The organism is Halanaerocella petrolearia (assembly GCF_054657875.1).
The window spans coordinates 650,594-670,506 of sequence record NZ_BAAHXW010000002.1 but is presented as its reverse complement, the minus strand read 5'-3'; the positions used below and the strand labels follow the sequence as shown (position 1 = coordinate 670,506).

Here is a 19,913-nt window from a genome sequence, read left to right as displayed (position 1 = left end):
ACTCTAATTACATCTTAAGTGCTAAATCAACAACTCGATTAGTATAACTTAACTCGTTATCGTACCAAGAAATAATCTTAACCATATTGTCAGCAACTTGCATAGTCGCTCCAGCATCAACCTTAGAAGATTCGAACTGTCCCATAATATCTCGAGAAACAAGAGGCTCTTCAGTATAACCTAATACGCCTTCCATTTCTCCTTCAGCCTTCTCTTTAAGAGCAGCATTTACTTCTTCAGCAGTTACATCTTCTGATAAAGTAAATACTCCATCAACGCAAGAACCATTAGGAACTGGAACTCGCATAGCCATACCGTCAATCTTACCTTCTAATTCAGGTAATACTTTAGTAGTAGCAATTGCTGCACCAGTAGTTGTAGGAATGATATTTTCAGCAGCAGTTCTACCTCTTCTAGTCTTGCTTGCAGGCGCATCTAAGATAGCCTGGCTAGCAGTATATCCGTGAACAGTAGTGATTAATCCTTTCTCAATACCAAACTCATCATTTAATGCTTTAGCTAATGGAGCTAAGCAGTTAGTAGTACATGATGCATTAGAAACAATCTTATCATCATCAGATAAGTCATCATCATTAACACCTAATACAATAGTGTTATCTAATTCATCTTTAGCAGGTACAGTTAAAAGAACCTTGTCTGCTCCAGCTTCTAAGTGCTGTTCTAATTGCTCTTTGTATCGGAATACACCTGTAGATTCGATTACAATATCAATATTATGTTCGTCCCATGGTAACTCAGCAGGATCTTTAACAGCAGAAACTTCGATTTCTTCACCATTAACAACTAAGTTTCCATCTTTAGTATCTACTGTACCATCAAACTGACCATGTACAGAGTCATACTTAAGTAAATAAGCTAAGTTCTCTACATCAACTAAGTCGTTGATAGCAACAATCTCTAAATCTTCACCTCTTTGATTAATAAGTCTTAAGAAACCTCTACCAATTCGTCCAAATCCATTAATTGCAATTCTTTTTGTCATTTTAACTCCTCCTTATTTAGGATAAATTTATTTAAAATAAAATTATAAACTTAAACTAATTCTAAAATCTTTTGAGCAGCTTCTTCATCAGTAATTAAAACATCCTGATATTTATTAGAAACAGCAGCTAAGATAGCTTCTGCTTTCTGTTCTCCTCCAGCAACAGCAACGACCTTTTTTATTTTAACCAAATCAGATAATTTTAATCCCACACTAGCTGTAGAATAGACAATTTCTCCTACTTGGTTAAAATAATAACCAAAACTCTCTCCTACAGCACCTTTATCTTCTAATTCTCTAATCTTACTTATAGACATCTTTCTTCTTTTGGCCATTACTTGAGCTGTTCCAACTCCATGTACTAAAATATCAGCACTTTTTGCTAAATCAAGTATATGTTTAATAGAAGGTTCAATCACTAATTTAGAAATAGTATCCTGTTGTAAACTATCAGGTATATGTAATAAGTGGTATTCACCACCTAATTTATTAGCAATTTTAGCTGCAATAGTGTTAGCTTGAATCTCTACTTCCTCTCCTAATCCGCCACGACCAGGAACTACAGTTATATTTGAATTATCATCTATAGGAGTCATCATTTTAGCTACAGTAGCTAAAGTATTCCCTCCTGTTACAGCAATTATGTCATCAGCAGTAATTAAATCGGTTAAAAAATCAGCAGAAAATCTACCTAATTCATCTTTAGATTGGTTATAATTTAAACTTTGGGGAACTATATGAACCTCCACTTCTAAAATTTGAGATAATTTTCTTTCTAGTTCCTTAGTTCCTCTCAGTTCTTTAATATAACCATCTAAGTCGGATAAAATTCTAATTCCTGCTTCAATAATTTGAGCACCTAAACTAGTAATTACTATAAATTGATTTTCTTTTAGAAAATTTAAGTGCTTACGCACAGTTCTTTCACTCAAACCAGACTTCTTAGCCAAAGAACGGCGTCCGATTGGCCCAAAACGATGAATCTCTCTAAGAATAATATATCTTGCCTCTATAACCTCCACTAACTCTGGAGCAATCTTCTGCTGTAACCTAAAATAGTTAACCATCAAATATCCCTCAATCCTTCTGCGGGACAAAAATATCCCGCCAACATAAAACTGTCCCAGCAACTATAAAAATAAAAGTGCACTTCTATTATAAGAAATATAAGTGCCAATTATTCAGTCTCCACTAGGAGTATTTCAAGACTTAATTCTTAACTCCTGCAAAAAATTGATCTTTTTTATTTATTTGCTTAATAATTATATAATTGCTGTTTTATCTTAATTGTTCCATAGCTATCTTTCTAGATTTAAATTTTAACTCCTGCAAAAAAATAAACTTTTTTACTTTTTTCTTAAATATCAACTGGTAACTCTTTTGCAATCTTTCTTAATCTACGAAATCTATGGTTGACACCTGATTTAGTTATATTCAACTTTTCCCCTAACTCTTTCAGACTGGCATAAGGATTTTCTCGTCTTAACTGGGCTACCTCTTGTAAACTAGAAGATAACTTATCTAATCCTTTCAATCTATCTATCAATTCAATAGTCTCTAATTGTCTTTGAGCAGCAGATACAGTCTTATTTAGATTGGCTGTTTCGCAATTTACCAACCTATTAACTTGATTACGAACTTCTTTATGTACTCTAGTATTTTCGAACTTTAATAAAGCTGAATGAGCACCTATTAAATTTAATACTTTAATTATATCATCTGACTTCTTAAGATATAGTAGATAAACACCATTCCGCTCTCTTAATTTAATATTTATTTCAAAACTTTTAAATAATTTACTTAACTCCTCGGCGTACTCTTCATATTCAATACTAAACTCTAGATGGTATTCTTTTTCAGGATGAGTAATAGAACCTGTTGCTAAAAATAATCCTTTCAAATATGATTTCTTACAACAGGAATCTTCAATAAACTTATCTTTTATTTTATAATTTAAAGAGTATAGGTCATCTATCAAACCACAATCAACTAATAACTCTTTAACTCCAGGCTGGGGAGCAACCTTAATGATATAATAATTACCCTTATCTAAATACATCTTCTTTCTAACTATAATTTCTGTGATAAATTTAAATTGTTCTTGTAATAATTTATACAATTTACGAGCTACCACAGCCTGCTGACTAACTAATTTAAGGGCCAACTTCTGATTAATTATCTTTAAACTACCTTCTGACTTAATTAAAGCAGCTAATTCTGCTAAATGACAACATTGGTTAGAATTATCTTTTCTGACTACTTCATGCTTAACTTCATCTGTAAATGACATATTCTTATCACCTAGCTTTTATAGTTTACCGTTAACAGTTTACAGTTAAAATTATTATTTACTATTCCATTTTCCTAACAACTAAATCCATAATTACTTTTGCTAATTTATCTGGATTATGCCGTACTAAGTCTGATTGATTAATCATTCCCTCTTGAACAACTTCTAATCCTTGTTCCTTTAATTTATCTAAATCAACTTCTACTGGTTCTGAACCTTCTTCAGCATATTTTTCTATCAAATCTGACTCAATCTCTTCATTATTCACTAATACATAATCCATAATCTCTGAATCTATATGGTCATAAATAGCTTGGACATGATCACTAGCTGTATAGTTATCTGTCTCACCTGGTTGAGTCATTACATTACAGACATAGGTAGTTAAAGCTTGACTATCTTTAATTGTTTCACTCAACTTCTTAACCAATAAATTAGGCAATACACTAGTATATAAACTACCTGGTCCTAAAATAATTGCATCTGCATCCTGAATTGCTTCTACAGCCTCTGGTAATGGATCACTATCAATAGGATTAATAAAGACTTGTTCAATCTTCCCTTTAGCTTCAGGAATCTGAGACTCACCTTCTATTACTGTACCATCTTTTAGCTGAGCTGATAAAGTAACATCTTCTAAAGTAGCTGGCAAGACTTGACCTCTAATAGCCAATACATCACTAGAAGCTTTAACTCCCTCTTCAAAATCACCTAGTATTTCTGACATAGTAGCAATAAATAAGTTACCAAAGCTATGTCCCTTTAAATCTGTACCTTTATTAAAACGATATTGAAATAATTTCTCCATTAATGGCTCTGTATCAGCCAAAGCTACTAAACAGTTTCTGATATCTCCAGGAGGTAAAACACCTAATTCATCTCTTAACATACCTGAACTACCTCCATCATCAGCTACTGTTACTAAAGCTGTTATATTAGTAGTATACTTTTTTAAACCTCGTAATAGTGTCGATAGACCTGTTCCGCCACCAACTACTACAATCTTAGGTCCTTTCTTTAGATATCTCTTTTGGAAGAATAGATCTACTAACTCTGCATTTTGTTCAGGTAACACAACCTCATACACTGACTTAATTGTCCTCCGAATTCCTAATGCTACACAATATAAACCGACTAAAATAATCATGACACCTAATACTTTATTAATAATAGGAGTAAATTCTCCTGTTAGCAAATATACAAACTCAATTAACATACTTTCAATTAAACTTAATGATTCAAAACCAATTAAAATTGCTACACCAACACTAACTAATAAAATACCTAGTCCTACTAAAGCTAACCATCTTTTAAAATACATTCCTGGATAGAACCACTTTAGTTTCTTCACCAAACCAACTCCCTACTTATCAGAATCACGATGTTTTATCAACATATTATACTCATTTTCAAACTCCTTATATAATTTTTCAGCTAAAGTAACTGATCGATGTTTACCCCCCGTACAGCCAATAGCTATAGTTAAATGTGTCTTCCCTTCCTTGATATACTGAGGTAATAAAAATTTAATCAAATCGAAGAGTTTATCTTTAAACTGTTGAGTAATTGGCCATTTAAGTACATAATCTTGTACTTTTTTATCTTCTCCAGTTAGTGGTCGTAACGAATCAACATAATGAGGGTTAGGTAAGAACCTAACATCAAACATTAGATCAGCATCTAAAGGAACTCCATATTTAAAACCAAAGGATAATATAGATAGAGTAATCTGATCCTTCTTTGTATTCTCTACAAAACTACCTTCAATCTCCTTCTTTAATTCTTTTGGATTCAACTCAGTAGTATCAATTATCTTGTCAGATGCGCCTCTAATCTCTTCTAACTTATTTCTTTCTAAATCAATTGCTTCTGAAATCCTTCCTTCTGGAGCCAATGGATGGCGTCTTCTTGTCTTCTTGAAACGATTGATTAAAGCATCAGTAGCCGCTTCTAAAAAGAGAATCCGATAATTAAACCCTGCTTCTTCTAACTTAGCCAGTTCTTCAGATAGACTATCAAAAAAGTCTCTTCCTCTAATATCAATTACTAAAGCAGCCTGTTTAACCTTATCACTAGAGTGTTTACATAACTCAGCAAATTTAGAGATTAGAGCCGGAGGTAGATTATCTACACAGAAATAACCTAAATCCTCTAATACATTAATAGCTTCTGATTTACCTGCTCCTGACATTCCAGTTACTATAATAAAATCGACTTTTCTTGTCACTATATCCACCTCACCTTATTAGTTTACAGTTAAGCAAAAGCTTTATAAAGTAAGGGTTTAATATATTAAACCCTTACTTACACTCACACTCACTACTCAACATTAATAATCCTATCAGCAGTCAACCCTGCCTTCTTAGCAACAGCTAAAGCACCTTCTATATCTCCTACTCGCTCTGGCTTATGAGCATCGCTACCTAAACTGAATTTAACACCTTCTTTTGCAGCCAGCTTAATATACTTTTGACTTGGTAGATGTTTATCATTAATCTCCAAAGCTACTTCTTGCTTAGCTGCCTCTTTTGCCAATAATTCAGTATTAATATTAATTTGATAGCCAGGATGAGTAATAATATTAATATTATAGTTATTCATTACTCTAATTAATAATTCTGTATTGCGCCTTCTAATCTCCTTTTTATTGATCCCTAATCTTTCTAAAACTAAATTATTAAAAATAATACCTAAACAACTCTGCCAATTAGCTGGACGTATCATTAAATGAAATCCAACTAATACTTTATCTAATTCCTTTAGGATAAACTCAGGTACATCCAACTGACCATTTAAAGTTATGATATTGGCTTCAGTAGCTGCCAAGACTTTGATCTCAGGATATAAATTATCATACTTTTCTACCTCTTGTTTTATCTCTAATAAAGTAAGAGCATCCTTTACACCTAATCTAGTTATACTTTGACTGGCCGGTCCGTGATCAGCAATTGCTATCTCCTCTAAGCCTTGCTCAATTGCAGCCTCTATATTCTCCCGAATAGTTCCTTGACCATGACTATACTGAGTATGTGTATGATAGTCAGCAACTATTTTCATCTATTATGTCACCCTTTATTTTAAATAAAGTGTCAGTCACACTCACCTACAAGTTCTGATAGACTTTCCGTAATAAATTCACTGATTACTGACACTTTATATCAGTTCTCAATTGATTGTTCTAGCGCTTGCTGCTTAACCTTCTTCTTCTCTCTTACAAATTCTCTTACTCTTTCTAGTGAAGTATTGAGAATATCTTCTTCTTCTAGCCCAGCCTTTTTTATAATCTCTATTGCTTTAGGAAACTCTCCTATTTGATCAGCATAATGAGTATCTGTTCCCAGAACTACTTTAACTCCTGCCTCTTTTGCTTTATCAGCAATTTTGATACAGTACTCCTTACTACCAGGACGACTATGATAAGAGCTATTATTGATTTCTAACAAAGTATCATTCTCTCTAGCAGTTGCAACTATCTCTCCAATTTCAACTTCATACGCTGGGTTACCAGGATGAACTACAATATCTACTAGCGGATTACAGATAGCATTTAACATAGTTTCTGTATTTTCTTCTTTACTTCTAGGGTTATAACCAGCATCATTATGAAAACCAACCAATACAATATCTAACTTAGCTAATTCTTTAGCAGCTAAATCTAAAGTACCGTGAATATCTGTTACATTAGCTTCAATCCCTTTTAAAACTCTTATCTCATTTATCTTATCTGGTAGTACTTTTAAGTTAGCAAAATGGTAAGGATGAGCTCCACCAGGCATAATTGGCCCGTGATCTGTCATTCCTATCATCTTAATCCCTTTTTCTTCTGCTTTAGCAGCTAATTCTTGAATGGTACAATAGGCATGTCCACTAGCAATAGTATGTGTATGTAAATCAGCAACTAATTTCATATTATCACCTCAAAATACCGAATTGAGAACCTGCAATTCCTAATGCCATAATAATAAAGTAACTTTCAATTACTGTTAATTTAAAGAAACGTAAAATAGCAAAGACTCCTAATAAAACATCAACCCACAGAATATAACTGATTGGCCCTGTAACTAAAAAACTACCTATTTCTATAATCTTAGGTGCTAATATTAAAGCTAATATTGCTATTGAATATTTAAGATATTTTTTAAACTTTAATTCTCGAATCTGATGCCATAAATAATAAACAGTATACCAAATTGTAGGGAAAAATAATAAGCCATAATAATACCTATTAAAAACAAATATAGCTGTAACTAAAGTAGCTATACTATAACCATAATACCAAATATTATCTCGCTTAAAGATTGGTTTAAAACTCTGCACTAAAAACAAAGCCAACCCTACTGTCGGAAGTAACCCACCACTAATCTGTAAACTATCTATAAATTGAGCTGGAATCCAACCTAACATTAGCTTAATTAAAGAAGCACTACTTAATACAATTAAATTAAATAAAAATACCAATCCAATAAAATACTTTTTATCTTGTAGAAAATCTAAACTCTCCTGAAAACTATAGGTTAAAATAACTACCAAACCTAAATTAAAGTATAAACTAATATTCTGGGTTAAATGCATTAATACTATAGTTAATAAACTAACTAATAAAGGATATTTCAATCCTGATTCATAATCAACTAAGTTACTTCCCCATAATAATTCAACTAAAGCTCCTACAATAAGTCCAGTAGTAAATCCACCCCAACCAAAAAATAGACCTACTAATGGAGTTAATAAAATAGGATGTAAAAATACTTGCCACCTAAAGTTTACTTTACGATATAGATAAAATAATAAAGTAATTACTATAGCTAAACCTAATTTAACTAGCATATTCTCCTCCTTATTTAAATTTCTATCTTATTATTTCCATAATTAACCTTAATCTCCTGCTAAAAATGAATATAAAAACCATTAACAATTTTCCTGAACTACTATTTATTTATAATTTATCATTATAATATTTTTATTCAAACTGAATATCTAAAACTAAACTTAAACATATTAAAACTAAACTAAACCAAAAAGAGGTGGACCTTAATTATGCTTTGGATATCAGCTAGTATTGCCCTATTAGGCGTGCTCATCTTTTATTTTTACTGGCTTAGAAATGAAGAAGGGCTAGAAGCTGAACCAGCTGAAACCCAAGATTATGAATTGGACATGGAAGCAAGTGATGAACTTAGTCCTACTGAAAAGGAGACTATAGAAGTTCTCCAAGGAGAAAAAATTAAAAAGCAGAGACAAGATTATGCTATGGATGCAAGCGATGAAATTACTCCTAGTATAGAAGTACTCCACCATGATAAAAAATAAGTCAATTAGGGAACGGAAACTTCCGTTCCCTAATTATTCTTTAATACTTTAAATCTCAAATAGGTATCTCTTTAATACTTACCCATTAGAATTAGTTTTTATTAGCCTGATATACTCATACTGTAAATACAATATTATATGTAAAAATTAAAATACCTTTTTCAAATGAAAAACCTTCGGTTCAATTGAACCGAAGGTTACTATTTTATTAACTAGTATATAGATCTCCATTGTGAATTTCATAACTCCAATTATGACCACTATTATTATCCCAATTTTCAGCAGAATCTTTAAAGCAGAAGTTAAAACGGTCAGCACTATTAATTCTCAATTGTGCTGTCCAAGTACCATCAGATTCTGGACGCATTTTAATGTCTGTTACATCTTGCCAATTATCACCATAGCCTACACCAGCATGTAAATATACCTGATCTGCTCCTGATTCAGCAAGTAACCCTTCATAATTAACTGTTACTCTCTGACCTGTAGTAATAGGAGTAGGGTCAACATATACTCCATTTCCTGTCATAATCCTACCTCCCTAAATAAAATTATAGTCAATTCTAAATCTAGTTTATCCTAACTGCATTATTTTATAAGTAGTACCTAAATCCAATCTTTAACTTTAAACTTCTTCAACTTTATTGGCAATAAATTTTACAGTAGCTCCTAAAATAGTTAGAATTAAGACAATAATAAAACCAACAATAATCATAAACTTGACAGGTAAGCTCAAATCAGGGCCAACTGCTCGTAAAGTAGCCACTTTACCTTCCTCTAGATCAAAACTACCTAACACTTCTTTCTGATTCATTCCTTCTGGAGTTACAGTATCTAATACATTAGGGTTTAAATCTGTATCTGTTCCTCCACCAAACTTCCAACCTTCTGCTTCCTCAACTACTGGTCGATAATTATCATAACCAAAGCCATCTAAAGCACCTATTAAGACATAATAATGGGCTTCTTTTAATGAACCCAATTTTTCTTTAGGAATAATTAATTTAATCGTCTCATCCTCTAGTTCTACTTGGGCTTTAGTTAACCTATTCTCCTTTTTAGGATCATCTTGTGAAGAATAAACTTCTACAGACCAACCAGTTAATTTAATCAACTTATTCCAAGGATGTCGCTGTTCAAACTGAATATTGGCTCCTGGTTTAAAGGTTTCTAAACTCCCTCCATCTTGATTATCGATATAGACTTGAATCAACTGATGGCTAAAATCATATTTAGCATGCCAAGGATTAGTTATCTCTACAAACTTAAAAAGAAACTTATAATTATCTCCTGTTTCTTCCACTTTAAAATTAGTCAAATCAAATAAACCTTCAAAGGGAGTAAATTGTTTACTCGTTGGATAGGTATAACTACCAGGGCCAAAATCATCACCAACTGGATCATTTAACTCAAAAATACTCTTTTCTTCAGCTTGAACAAAAGGAGCTAATAACATTACTATGATAATACTAATCAATAGAATTTCACTTATTCTTTTAATCATTAAAATCGCTCCTTTGTATAATTTCTCTTGCTTATATCTATGACAAAAAATAAGTGAGTATGTATTTTTAAAACTTAAAACTAGACTTAATACTTAGTTATTACCAAACCAGTAATATTTAAAACTATATAGTATAAAATAAAAAAGGTGCCTCAACTGAGGCACCTTCAGACTAGTATTAGTCTATAGATACTTTATAAACTCCTACTGATTCTGGAGCAACTGGTAGAATCAATTCTCCTTCTTTATCATTTTGTAACTCTTTATCTGTCAGTAACTCTACTGCTGAATCATCTAAGTCAGCTACTTCACCTAATAACTGATGTAAAGAGAAGGCTTCACTATTAGATCCTTTATTGATTGCTACTACAATCTCCTGATCTTCATAACTACGCTTAAAGAGTAAGATATCCTGACTTGTATAAAGCGTTTTATAACTTCCTCTTCTTAAAGCTACCTCTTGTTTGCGTAACTTGATTAATTCTTTGTAGTGATCCTTAACATCTAAATTCTGGTCTGCTTTATTCCAAGGCATTGGCTCTCTATAGTATCGATCTTTCCATTCAGAAACTGCATTATGATCTCCACTCTGTGATAGACCAACTTCATCACCATAATAAATAATTGGTGTACCTGGTAGAGTAAATTGGGCTGCAGCTGCTAACTTAAGTTTCTTAACATCTCCTCCAGCCTCAAACAAGAATCGTGGCATATCATGGCTATCAAGGAAGGAGTTAATTATATATTGATCATCAAAAGCTGCTAAATTCTTCTCTACTGTAGCAGTTAACTCTCTCATTGATTTATCTTGAGCAAAGGTCTTATTAAAAGCACCATGCATACCAAAGCCAATAGCTCCATCTAACTCACCTTCATAGCTATCAATCTTTTGTCGATTATCCCAAATTTCACCAAAGATATAAGCCTCTGAATCTAACTGCTTAACTTTATTACGGAAGTCTACCCAGAAACTATAGCTTGGCCCTTTAGCATAATCAAGCCGGAAACCATCTACACCAAGCTCATTTAACCAGTAAGGAACAACTTCATTTAGCATATAATTTCTGGCTTGGTAATTATCATTATTAAACTCTGGTAATTCTTTAATGTCATAGAAAGTTTCATATTTGTTAGGCCAATCAGTAAAGCTATACCAATCATAATATTTACTCTGCTTTCCTTTCTCTAGTGCATCTTGGAAGAAAGGATGTCGATTTGAACTATGGTTAGCTACAAAATCATAGATAACCTTAATATCTTTTTCATGAGCTTTCTTAACAATCTCTTTCATTAACTTAGCATTACCAAAGTGTGGATCTATCTGCTTAAAATCAGCTGGATGGTAACCATGAGAATAAGGGCCTTTATAGACTGGAGAAATCCAGATAGCGTTGACACCAAGGTCAGCAATATAGTCTAATTTCTCTTTTAATCCAGCTAAGTCTCCACCCATCCATTTCTTTAGCTGTTGGTCATGAGGTAGCTTAGCTACACCTGGTTCATTGTTATCCTTATTTCCATCTCTAAACCGATCTACAAAAACCTGATATATAATTGCATCTTTGGCCCACTGTGGAGTCTGATAGTCATCAACATAGTAAGCAAATTCAGTTGCTTTAGCTGCAGTACGACTATTAGTATCAGCAAACTGTGAACCTTGACCTTCTTTATCCCAGACATCAATCTTATACTTAACAGGAGTCTGATTCTTCTGGGCCGGAATTTTACCTGTTAATACTGAAGTAGTAACACCTTTCTTATTAGTTGTAGAAGACTTCACCTCTAGAGAGATAACTTGCCCATTCTGAATCTTACCTCTCTTTCCTGCAGGAGCAGAACCATCAGTTGTATAATAGATTGCACCTGTATCTACATTACCATAATGTTTGACTGTAGCCTTAATCTTGACCTGATCTTTATTATCTGGAATAGACGGTTGGTGATTAAAACTATGGCTTACATTCTTAGCAACAGGAATACTCTCCCAAGCTGTAATCTGATCCTGATAGACTTTATCTTCTTTTGTAAAAGCTGCCTGACGTGGATCAGCCTTCCTTTCTGTATATCGTTTATCACCTAGAGCATAACGATAAGTTATCTTCTTACCTGGTTTACCAGTTAGTTCAATAGTCCAGACCTGTTTATCTTTCTGCTTTAACTTAGTAAGTTTATAGTTAAAATCATTTAGATTAGTACCTAAAGTTAAAGTTGCCCAGTCTGGTGTTTCATCTGGAACAGTAACTTCTAAAATAGCCTTACCTTGATAATTACTGACTAACTGAACATCTACTTTTCTCTCTTGCTTAGGATAAAAAGTAAATACATATTTACCATCACGTGCTGGAGTAAACTTTAAGTTATTACCAGGCATCCAATTTCCATTATAGACATACTTAAACTGTAAAGTCTCCCCTCCTTTTAAAGAGATAGGTTGACTCTGCCAGGTACCTGTAGACTGATTATAAGTAAGAGGGTTATTATTTGATGACCAATCTAAAGGGGCTAAACTACCTCGTAGAACAACAGTCTCATATTTCTTTTCAGCCTGAGCATAAGTAAAAGCTGACATTGTAATAAGCAAAGTAATTAAAAGCGTAACAGTTATTTTATTTCGTCTAGTAAACATAATTTCTCCTCCCTTTTAATTTGATTCTGTTAAAGATCATTATTAATTAATATATATTACCTTATCACCTCCTGAAACAAAAAAATACCTACCTAGACCACTGCTAAAAATGATTCCCCAACTATTTCAACTTAACTATTGCTCCATCTACCTGATCAAGCTTTAACTGTAACTTACCAGTTTCAACTTTAACTTCATCTCCACTATATAGTTCTTGGTAACTACCACTAGCTACATCAACTGGAACTTCAAGATTTACTTTACTATTTCCAGCATTAATGAAGACTAATAACTCTTCACCTTTATAACTCCGTTTAAAGGCATAAACCATCTTATTATCAAGATCAATTCTTTCTATATTTCCACGCCGTAGAGCTGGTTCTTCTTTTCTAATATCAATCAACTTCTGATAATGGTTGAATAACTTCTTATCTGGCTTAGTATATCCACGATCTTTCCAGACCATAGTTCGTCTATCATCTGGGTCTTCGCCACCTTTCATACCCACTTCATCACCATAATAGATCATTGGTGCACCTACATAAGTCATTTGTAAGAAAGAAGTCAATCTCATTCGGTCTTTATTATCATTAATTACTGTTAGGTAACGCTTTGTATCATGACTGCCAATTAGATTCTGCAATACATAGTTGGCTTGACGAGGATAATCAAACTGAACTTGACCTAACTTAGAAGCGAATTTATCAGCAGTCATCTCTCCTCTACCAATAAATCCAATTACAGCTTCACGGAAACGATAGTTCATTACTGCATCAAATTCATTACCTTCTAGGTAATCAGAAGCATCATTCCAGATTTCACCTGTGATGTAAGCATCAGAGTTAATACCTTTAACATAGTCTCTCCAGTTGGCCCAAAACTCTGGGTTTCTATCCTTTACTTCATTAGCTACATCTAAACGCCAACCATCAACACCATCACTAGGATCTCCATCACCATTTGGATCCATCCACTTCTTAGTTACTTGATAAAGATAATCTTTAACTTCCTGGTTATTAACATTTAATTTAGGTAGTGAACCAAAGCCCCACCAGGCCTCATAATTAGGTGGATTACTTTCACTCTGCTTATAAAGTGGCTTTACTGGGTAGCTATTAATATAGAACCAATCAGCATACTCAGAATCTTTACCATTCTTGACCACATCTTGAAAAGCCCAGTGTTCATATCCAACATGATTATATACAGCATCAAAGATAACTCTAATTCCATTATCATGTAACTTCTTAATTAACTTAACCATATATTCATTAGAAACATCAAAATCATCTTTAATAGCTAAATTATCATCAATTAACTCATAGCCTGCTGTATTATACTTATGATTAGATGTTGATTCAAAGACAGGATTAAAATAGATAGTATTAATACCTAACTTTTTAAGATAAGAAATCTTCTCTTCTACACCTTGTAAATCGCCACCATAGAAGACATGAAGTCCAACCTTAGGCTTAATAGCATTATTATTATCAGATAACTGACTTTCATCAGTTAATACAGAGCCATTACTTGCAGGTACTCCTTGATCCCAGTCAGGAATTAAAGCGTCATGTCTAACCTCTACATCTTTATAAACCTCTATCTTCTCTGGATCATTATTTGGGTTCCCATTATAGAATCGATCAGGGAAGATCTGATAAAAAACTGCATCCTTTACCCAAGCAGGTGTATCAAAAACTTCTTTGCTGGCTAAATTATAACTTACTGGCTTTACATCTGGTCTTGTAACTTCATCTGTTATTTCTTCTGCATCATCATTCCTCAACCAACTAAATAAATTTCTATCTTGTTTTTTTGACTTAGTCTTATTCTTACTAGTTTTAACTACACCATTAGCATCATACCAGACTGTCTTAGTACCATCTCTAACTTCAAAGCTATAATCAAAGTTAGTCTCTTTAACTCTGATAGTTGTGCGATAATAATCAAAGTTCTGACTAGTTAAAAACTTATTCATTTTTATCTCATTCTGTTGCCCATCGTTGTAATGTAAAATAATTTCTTCTAGATCATTCTCTTTAGCCTGGAAGACAATTGAAATTTTATTTTTAGCCATAGGATTGACATAACTTTTATTTGTTTTATTATGATATAAAGCTTTGGTTACTATTTTATTATCTCCTTGCCTAGATTTCTTAGCTAAGGCACCACCTGCTTTAACATAGATTACACCATTTTTTCCACCTTGACCATCATCTACATAATCATCTGCTTCCGGTGGTTTCTTCCATGTCTCACCATTAAGCACAAACTTATACTGGTACTTACCTGGCTCTAAAAAAAGAGTTTTTACATAAGTTCCATCACCATCTTTATCAGTCATCTTAGTCTTAGTTGGACTCCAACCATTAAAGTTACCAGCTAAATTGACACCATCTACTGCAATTACTGGCTTATAAGTAAAAGTTACCTCAACTTTTCCTGGTGGAGCTGCAAAAACTTGAGTTGCTGCTATAAGTACTAATAATAGTGTTACTAAAGTTAACCCTTTCCTCATTAGCTACACCTCCAAATTTTATTTTTAAATAAAATTTAATACTTATCTGCTTTTAATTTAGTATTCTAAAATAAATCTGACTAGTTTGTAATTCATTTATAGGAAGGATCCCGACTAGAATCCTTCCTTTTAAATTGTTAAGGGGGATCTAATCAGCTACTAATCAATAATAATATCTTAAACCTATTAAATGAAAAATACCCATTTAGACTAGATACAGAAAGGGTCTAAATGGGTATTCTTATATTCTTATATACTTATGTATGAAATATTTCTCTTTTCATATTCAGAAATCATTGTGCAATGTGCAATCGTTTGCATTATAATAAATTATAAAATTATACTGTTCTATAAATTATATCTCTTATATTAACTATTATATACTTAATAAAAAAGTCCTTTAAAAAAATTATTTTTTCTATAAACACCAATAAAAGTTAAATACATAGGAAACTTAGTATCGCCAGCTCCACGAAAGGTACCTCCTAAGATCATATTCAAAGCTTTAGAATAATTAATTGCCCTCCCTTAAAAGCAAATCGCTCTAAAGCTAAAGGAACTCCTATACCTCTAGCTACAAAGGTAGCCCAAGCAGCTCCAGTTAAACCTAAAGTAGGTAATATTCCCAGGCCAAAAATAAATAACCAATTACCAATAATCATTACTCCACTAGCAATTATAGAACCAAAAACTATCTTTAAATAACCTACTCCTAACTCTATCACCTCTTTTTTAGCACCTAATAACTGCAGTAGAAATGGAGCTAGAAAGAAAGCTATTCCAAAAACTAAACTTCCTAATATAAGTCCTACTAGTAAAGATTGATTAGCTACTTTACTAGCTAAATGTTGATTGTTAGCTCCTATAATTTCAGATTTCAATTCTTGCTTATTTCTCATAGTAACCCTTCTCTCTCATAATAAAAATAGAGCAGATATAATATCTGCTCTATACAACACCCTATTATTCTTAATTATCTTTTAGACCATAATAGTGAACACCTAAACCAGAAATCTCATGATCAACTTCTAAGCCAGGAATTCCAATCTTACCATGAATTGCTACTGCTAAATGGACATCATGCTTAACAATACCTATCTTAATTCCAGCACCAGAAATGCTACTCATTGGCCCATTCAAACCAGTTAAAGCACGTTCCACGCAACGAGTCAGAACTCTACGATTCTGAACATCATCACCAATAACATTACCTTTAACAGCAGCTCCTAAAGCATTACGTAACACCTTATTCTTTAATTCTTCACCTTTACCTCCTGCTCTAGTAATAACTGCCTTATATCCTTCATCAATGAAAGTTTTTACCAACTTATCATCGGCTCCATCTTCTACCATGGCCAACATAGTAGCCATCTTTCCTAAAGCTCTTTCATCTTCAATTGTAACGAAATCTTCTGCACTAAAACCACTTAATTCCACACTACTTCACCCCATTTATAATAGATTATCTTTCTTCTGCAAAGCCTGATTAAGATTATTTGTAAACTCTTCCGCTGCATTATAACCCATACTCTTCAACCTAAAATTCATAGCAGCTACTTCCATAACCATTGCTAGGTTTCTACCTGGTCGGACTGGAATAGTAACTTTAGGTACTGTAACATCTAAAATTTCCTCTACCTCATCCTCTAAACCTAAACGATCATAATTTTCTTTTTCATTCCATTGCTCTAATTCAACTACTAAATCTATATCTTGCTCTTCTCTGATAGCTCCTGCACCAAAGAGAGTCTTTACATTAATAATCCCTAGACCTCTTAATTCCATATAATGTTTGGAAAGATTAGGAGAGGATCCAATCAATCTATTTCTCATAATCCGTCTCATTACTACAGCATCATCAGCAACTAATCGGTGTCCTCGCTTTACTAAATCTAAAGCACTTTCACTCTTACCAATACCACTAGTTCCTTTAATAAATACTCCTACACCATAGACTTCAACTAAGACTCCATGTTTTGTAACTTCAGGAGCAAACTTCTCTTCTAAAAATTGAGTTAAACGGCTTACGAAACTAGTAGTAGAGTAGTCACTACTTAAGACTGGAATATTAGCTTTAGTAGCTAAATCAATTAGTTTCTGTGGTGGGTGCATACCTCGAGTAATTACAATACAGGGAATATCATAACTAACAAATTTAGTTAATCGTTCTACTAATAACTCTTTAGGTAGTTCCTCTAAAAAAGAAACTTCAGTTCTACCTAAAATCTGTACTCGTTCTGGAGTAAAATAATCAAAGAAACCTGCTAATTCTAATCCTGGTCGTTTAATATCACTAACTGTTACATCTTGATCAATATCTACCTGATTTAAATTTTCTAATTTAAATTCTGAAATAACATCTTGCACAGATATTTTTTCCATAATTTCACTCCAACTTCTAGATTAAAGTTTTATGTAATTAACAGGAAGTTAAATTAAGATTGTAAAACTTCCTGCTCACTTTAATTTATTCCTCTACCTTCTGGTGTAATTCAATTAATTCCTCAATTAATACCATCTCAGACTTAGCAGACATTAAATGATCCATAGCATGAGCCAATAACATGTTAGTATAAACTTTATCTTCTTTATCATCTTTCTTCATTGCTCCAGACTGAACTTCATGTCCTTCCTTATACTCTTCTCTTGCCTCTTCTAACAATTCTTCAGCCTCGTCATAATTCCCTTTCTTAGCAGCTGTTAATGCATCATGAGCCAAATCCTTAGCATTACCACCATGAAGAGTAATTTGAAAAGCTACCTTACTTAAATTGACGCTATTAGGCATAATTTATCCCTCCTATTTAATTTATATTACAGGAAATTAAAAATTCCTGATTTTAACTTAATTCATCAATACCTACTAGAGCAGTAGCAATAGCTCCTACAACTCCTATTTTAGAACTTAATTGAGAGGTAACCAATTCCACATCATCAACTAGAACTTCCATTCCTCTATCTTCAACAGTAGAGACTACTTTATTCTTTATAAGATCCCAAGATTGAGAGACTCCACCACCTACTACAATCTTTTCTGGATTAAAGATATTAATTAAGCTAGCAAAACCAATACCTAAGTATTCTGCAATCCGCTCCATAATTTCACAGGCTACTTGATCTTTTTCTTTAGCTGCTTGAGCAATAACAGCACCATCAACTTCAGTAGAGTTATCTACTAAGTCAGCTATTAGAGTTTCTTGACCTGATTCTAGAGCCTCACGACCTAATCTACTTAAAGCAGTTCCAGAAGCTACAGCTTCCCAACATCCATAATTGCCACAACCACACTGACGATCACTAAATGGCAATAGTGTTAAATGTCCAATCTCTCCAGCACCATCATTTGCCCCATGATAAACTTGACCATCAATAATAACACCACCACCAATTCCAGTACTGACAGTCACATAAATTAAATCCTGCACATCCTGTCCAGCACCAAAATATTTCTCTCCTAAAGCAGCAGCATTAGCATCATTCTCTAAAAAAACAGGAGGTTTTAAATCACTTAACTCCTCAACAATATTAACATTATCCAAATCTAAATTAGGAGTATGATAAATAATTCCTTCTTCAATATTAAGTGGACCAGGAGATCCTAAACCTATTGCCTCTACCTGATTTATATCTACTTCTGCTTTTTCCAAGACTTGTGTAATTGTATCCTTTAGCTTAGCAATTACTACATCTTTTCCTTTGGCTGCTTCTGTTGCTTGTTTCACTTCAGCTACAATATTTCCTTTTAAATCAGCCACAGCTGTCAAAATTTTTGTTCCACCTAAATCAATCCCAATTACATATTCCTTCTTCATAATTAGGCCTCCTCTAATTTTATATTAAATTGTAAGCATTAATTTTTAATAGGAAAAATCATTTGGTCCCTGCATCTCTTCTTTGATTCCATATTTAACCAATAGGTTAACAGTGGTATTATTGGCCATTAAACTTATCCCTCCCATAAATAGAGTAGGTAGTCCAACAACTATTCCTCCACTGATAATAGCAAACATAACTATAGTTAAAAATATAATCAGTGTATACTTAACTTCATTCATAGTAAAAAGGAATGAATATTTAAACAAATCAAAAAAAGAGTATTCTTTATCAAGACGATCAAACTCTATCAATAATGGAAAGATATATAGCGATAACATTGATAGAAAGATAAAAATATAAATCCAAACTGCACTAGTTAGATTTAAAATCTTATAATTTGAATTTAGAAAGTAATGAAAATCAACACTAATGACAAATACAGCTAAGGTTAATAAGAAATTAACTCCCATAGCAGGTAAGAAGTATCTTTTGGCCCCTACAAAAAAATCTCTAATTTTTACCTGTTCATAATTAACAACTTTATTTGTAACATAGAACCCACCAGCAGTAGCTGGTCCAACAAATACTAAAGCTAACAAAACAGGTAAGAAAAACTTAGCTTCAAAACCTATAATACTAGCTATAATTAAAAGTCCAGCTGTAGGAAACCAAGTAAAACTAGTCAGTAAAACTGGGAAGATATGTTTATATATTTCTTTATAATTTTTCTTAATTAGGCTCCAAGTGGTCATAATCTCACCTTTCCTAACTATTGCCTAAACTAAGTTGTATTTTTATTAAGCAATTGCTAATTTTATACTTCTCTATAGAAACATTTATATCCTG

The 19,913-nt window shown here is 32.9% G+C and carries 19 protein-coding genes; 1 reads left to right on the top strand and 18 read right to left on the bottom strand.

Translation table 11 applies throughout. The features are described from left to right. Positions 1–7 precede the first annotated feature (7 nt). The 8 genes from gap to ACYQ39_RS10490 form a co-directional block, all read right to left on the bottom strand. Positions 8–1,003, bottom strand: a complete 996-nt coding sequence (gene gap / locus ACYQ39_RS10525; protein ID WP_459842836.1) for a type I glyceraldehyde-3-phosphate dehydrogenase — start codon at positions 1,001–1,003, stop codon at positions 8–10. A 50-nt stretch (positions 1,004–1,053) separates the two neighbouring features. Further along, complete coding sequence (locus ACYQ39_RS10520; RefSeq protein WP_459842834.1) at positions 1,054–2,070, bottom strand: sugar-binding transcriptional regulator; 1,017 nt, start codon at positions 2,068–2,070, stop codon at positions 1,054–1,056. Between the two features lie 290 nt (positions 2,071–2,360). Next, a complete protein-coding gene (whiA, locus tag ACYQ39_RS10515; protein ID WP_459842832.1) occupies positions 2,361–3,293 on the bottom strand; it encodes a DNA-binding protein WhiA in 933 nt (310 codons plus the stop codon). Positions 3,294–3,354: 61 nt separating this feature from the next. Next, positions 3,355–4,644, bottom strand: a complete 1,290-nt coding sequence (locus ACYQ39_RS10510) for a gluconeogenesis factor YvcK family protein (protein ID WP_459842830.1) — start codon at positions 4,642–4,644, stop codon at positions 3,355–3,357. 12 nt (positions 4,645–4,656) lie between these two features. Beyond that, entirely contained in the window at positions 4,657–5,520 is an 864-nt protein-coding gene (gene rapZ / locus ACYQ39_RS10505; RefSeq protein WP_459842828.1) for an RNase adapter RapZ, read from the bottom strand. Between the two features lie 92 nt (positions 5,521–5,612). Then, positions 5,613–6,350 (bottom strand): PHP domain-containing protein, encoded by a 738-nt coding sequence (locus ACYQ39_RS10500; protein WP_459842826.1) that lies wholly within the window; start codon positions 6,348–6,350, stop codon positions 5,613–5,615. A 101-nt stretch (positions 6,351–6,451) separates the two neighbouring features. Continuing rightward, entirely contained in the window at positions 6,452–7,201 is a 750-nt protein-coding gene (locus ACYQ39_RS10495; protein WP_459842824.1) for a phosphatase, read from the bottom strand. Between the two features lie 4 nt (positions 7,202–7,205). Continuing rightward, a complete protein-coding gene (locus ACYQ39_RS10490; RefSeq protein WP_459842822.1) occupies positions 7,206–8,120 on the bottom strand; it encodes a hypothetical protein in 915 nt (304 codons plus the stop codon). A 210-nt stretch (positions 8,121–8,330) separates the two neighbouring features. Between ACYQ39_RS10490 and ACYQ39_RS10485 the strand changes: the two genes are divergently transcribed. After that, the gene (locus tag ACYQ39_RS10485; RefSeq protein ID WP_459842820.1) at positions 8,331–8,603 is read left to right on the top strand and encodes a hypothetical protein; all 273 of its coding nucleotides are present in this window, start codon (positions 8,331–8,333) and stop codon (positions 8,601–8,603) included. Between the two features lie 208 nt (positions 8,604–8,811). On the opposite strand, the gene ACYQ39_RS10480 is transcribed toward ACYQ39_RS10485, so the two are convergent. The 10 genes from ACYQ39_RS10480 to ACYQ39_RS10435 all read right to left on the bottom strand — a co-directional run bounded on the left by ACYQ39_RS10480 (position 8,812) and on the right by ACYQ39_RS10435 (position 19,819). Then, a complete protein-coding gene (locus tag ACYQ39_RS10480; RefSeq protein WP_459842818.1) occupies positions 8,812–9,132 on the bottom strand; it encodes a carbohydrate-binding protein in 321 nt (106 codons plus the stop codon). 96 nt (positions 9,133–9,228) lie between these two features. Beyond that, on the bottom strand, positions 9,229–10,107 hold the full coding sequence (locus ACYQ39_RS10475; RefSeq protein WP_459842816.1) for a glucodextranase DOMON-like domain-containing protein: 879 nt from the start codon (positions 10,105–10,107) through the stop codon (positions 9,229–9,231). A gap of 178 nt (positions 10,108–10,285) precedes the next feature. Further along, positions 10,286–12,733 (bottom strand): alpha-amylase family glycosyl hydrolase, encoded by a 2,448-nt coding sequence (locus tag ACYQ39_RS10470; RefSeq protein WP_459842814.1) that lies wholly within the window; start codon positions 12,731–12,733, stop codon positions 10,286–10,288. A 121-nt stretch (positions 12,734–12,854) separates the two neighbouring features. Then, on the bottom strand, positions 12,855–15,251 hold the full coding sequence (locus tag ACYQ39_RS10465; RefSeq protein WP_459842812.1) for an alpha amylase N-terminal ig-like domain-containing protein: 2,397 nt from the start codon (positions 15,249–15,251) through the stop codon (positions 12,855–12,857). 497 nt (positions 15,252–15,748) lie between these two features. Beyond that, entirely contained in the window at positions 15,749–16,150 is a 402-nt protein-coding gene (locus tag ACYQ39_RS10460) for an MATE family efflux transporter (RefSeq protein ID WP_459842810.1), read from the bottom strand. Between the two features lie 70 nt (positions 16,151–16,220). Next, complete coding sequence (locus tag ACYQ39_RS10455; RefSeq protein ID WP_459842808.1) at positions 16,221–16,688, bottom strand: HutP family protein; 468 nt, start codon at positions 16,686–16,688, stop codon at positions 16,221–16,223. Between the two features lie 15 nt (positions 16,689–16,703). After that, positions 16,704–17,633, bottom strand: coding sequence for an HPr(Ser) kinase/phosphatase (gene hprK / locus ACYQ39_RS10450; protein WP_459842806.1), 930 nt, complete (start codon positions 17,631–17,633; stop codon positions 16,704–16,706). Between the two features lie 85 nt (positions 17,634–17,718). After that, positions 17,719–18,039, bottom strand: a complete 321-nt coding sequence (locus ACYQ39_RS10445) for a PTS lactose/cellobiose transporter subunit IIA (RefSeq protein WP_459842804.1) — start codon at positions 18,037–18,039, stop codon at positions 17,719–17,721. 52 nt (positions 18,040–18,091) lie between these two features. Further along, positions 18,092–19,063 carry an ROK family protein gene (locus ACYQ39_RS10440; RefSeq protein WP_459842802.1) on the bottom strand — a complete coding sequence of 324 codons (972 nt, stop codon included), beginning with the start codon at positions 19,061–19,063 and terminating at the stop codon, positions 18,092–18,094. 45 nt (positions 19,064–19,108) lie between these two features. Continuing rightward, positions 19,109–19,819 carry a YesL family protein gene (locus tag ACYQ39_RS10435; protein WP_459842800.1) on the bottom strand — a complete coding sequence of 237 codons (711 nt, stop codon included), beginning with the start codon at positions 19,817–19,819 and terminating at the stop codon, positions 19,109–19,111. Between the last annotated feature and the right edge of the window lie 94 nt (positions 19,820–19,913).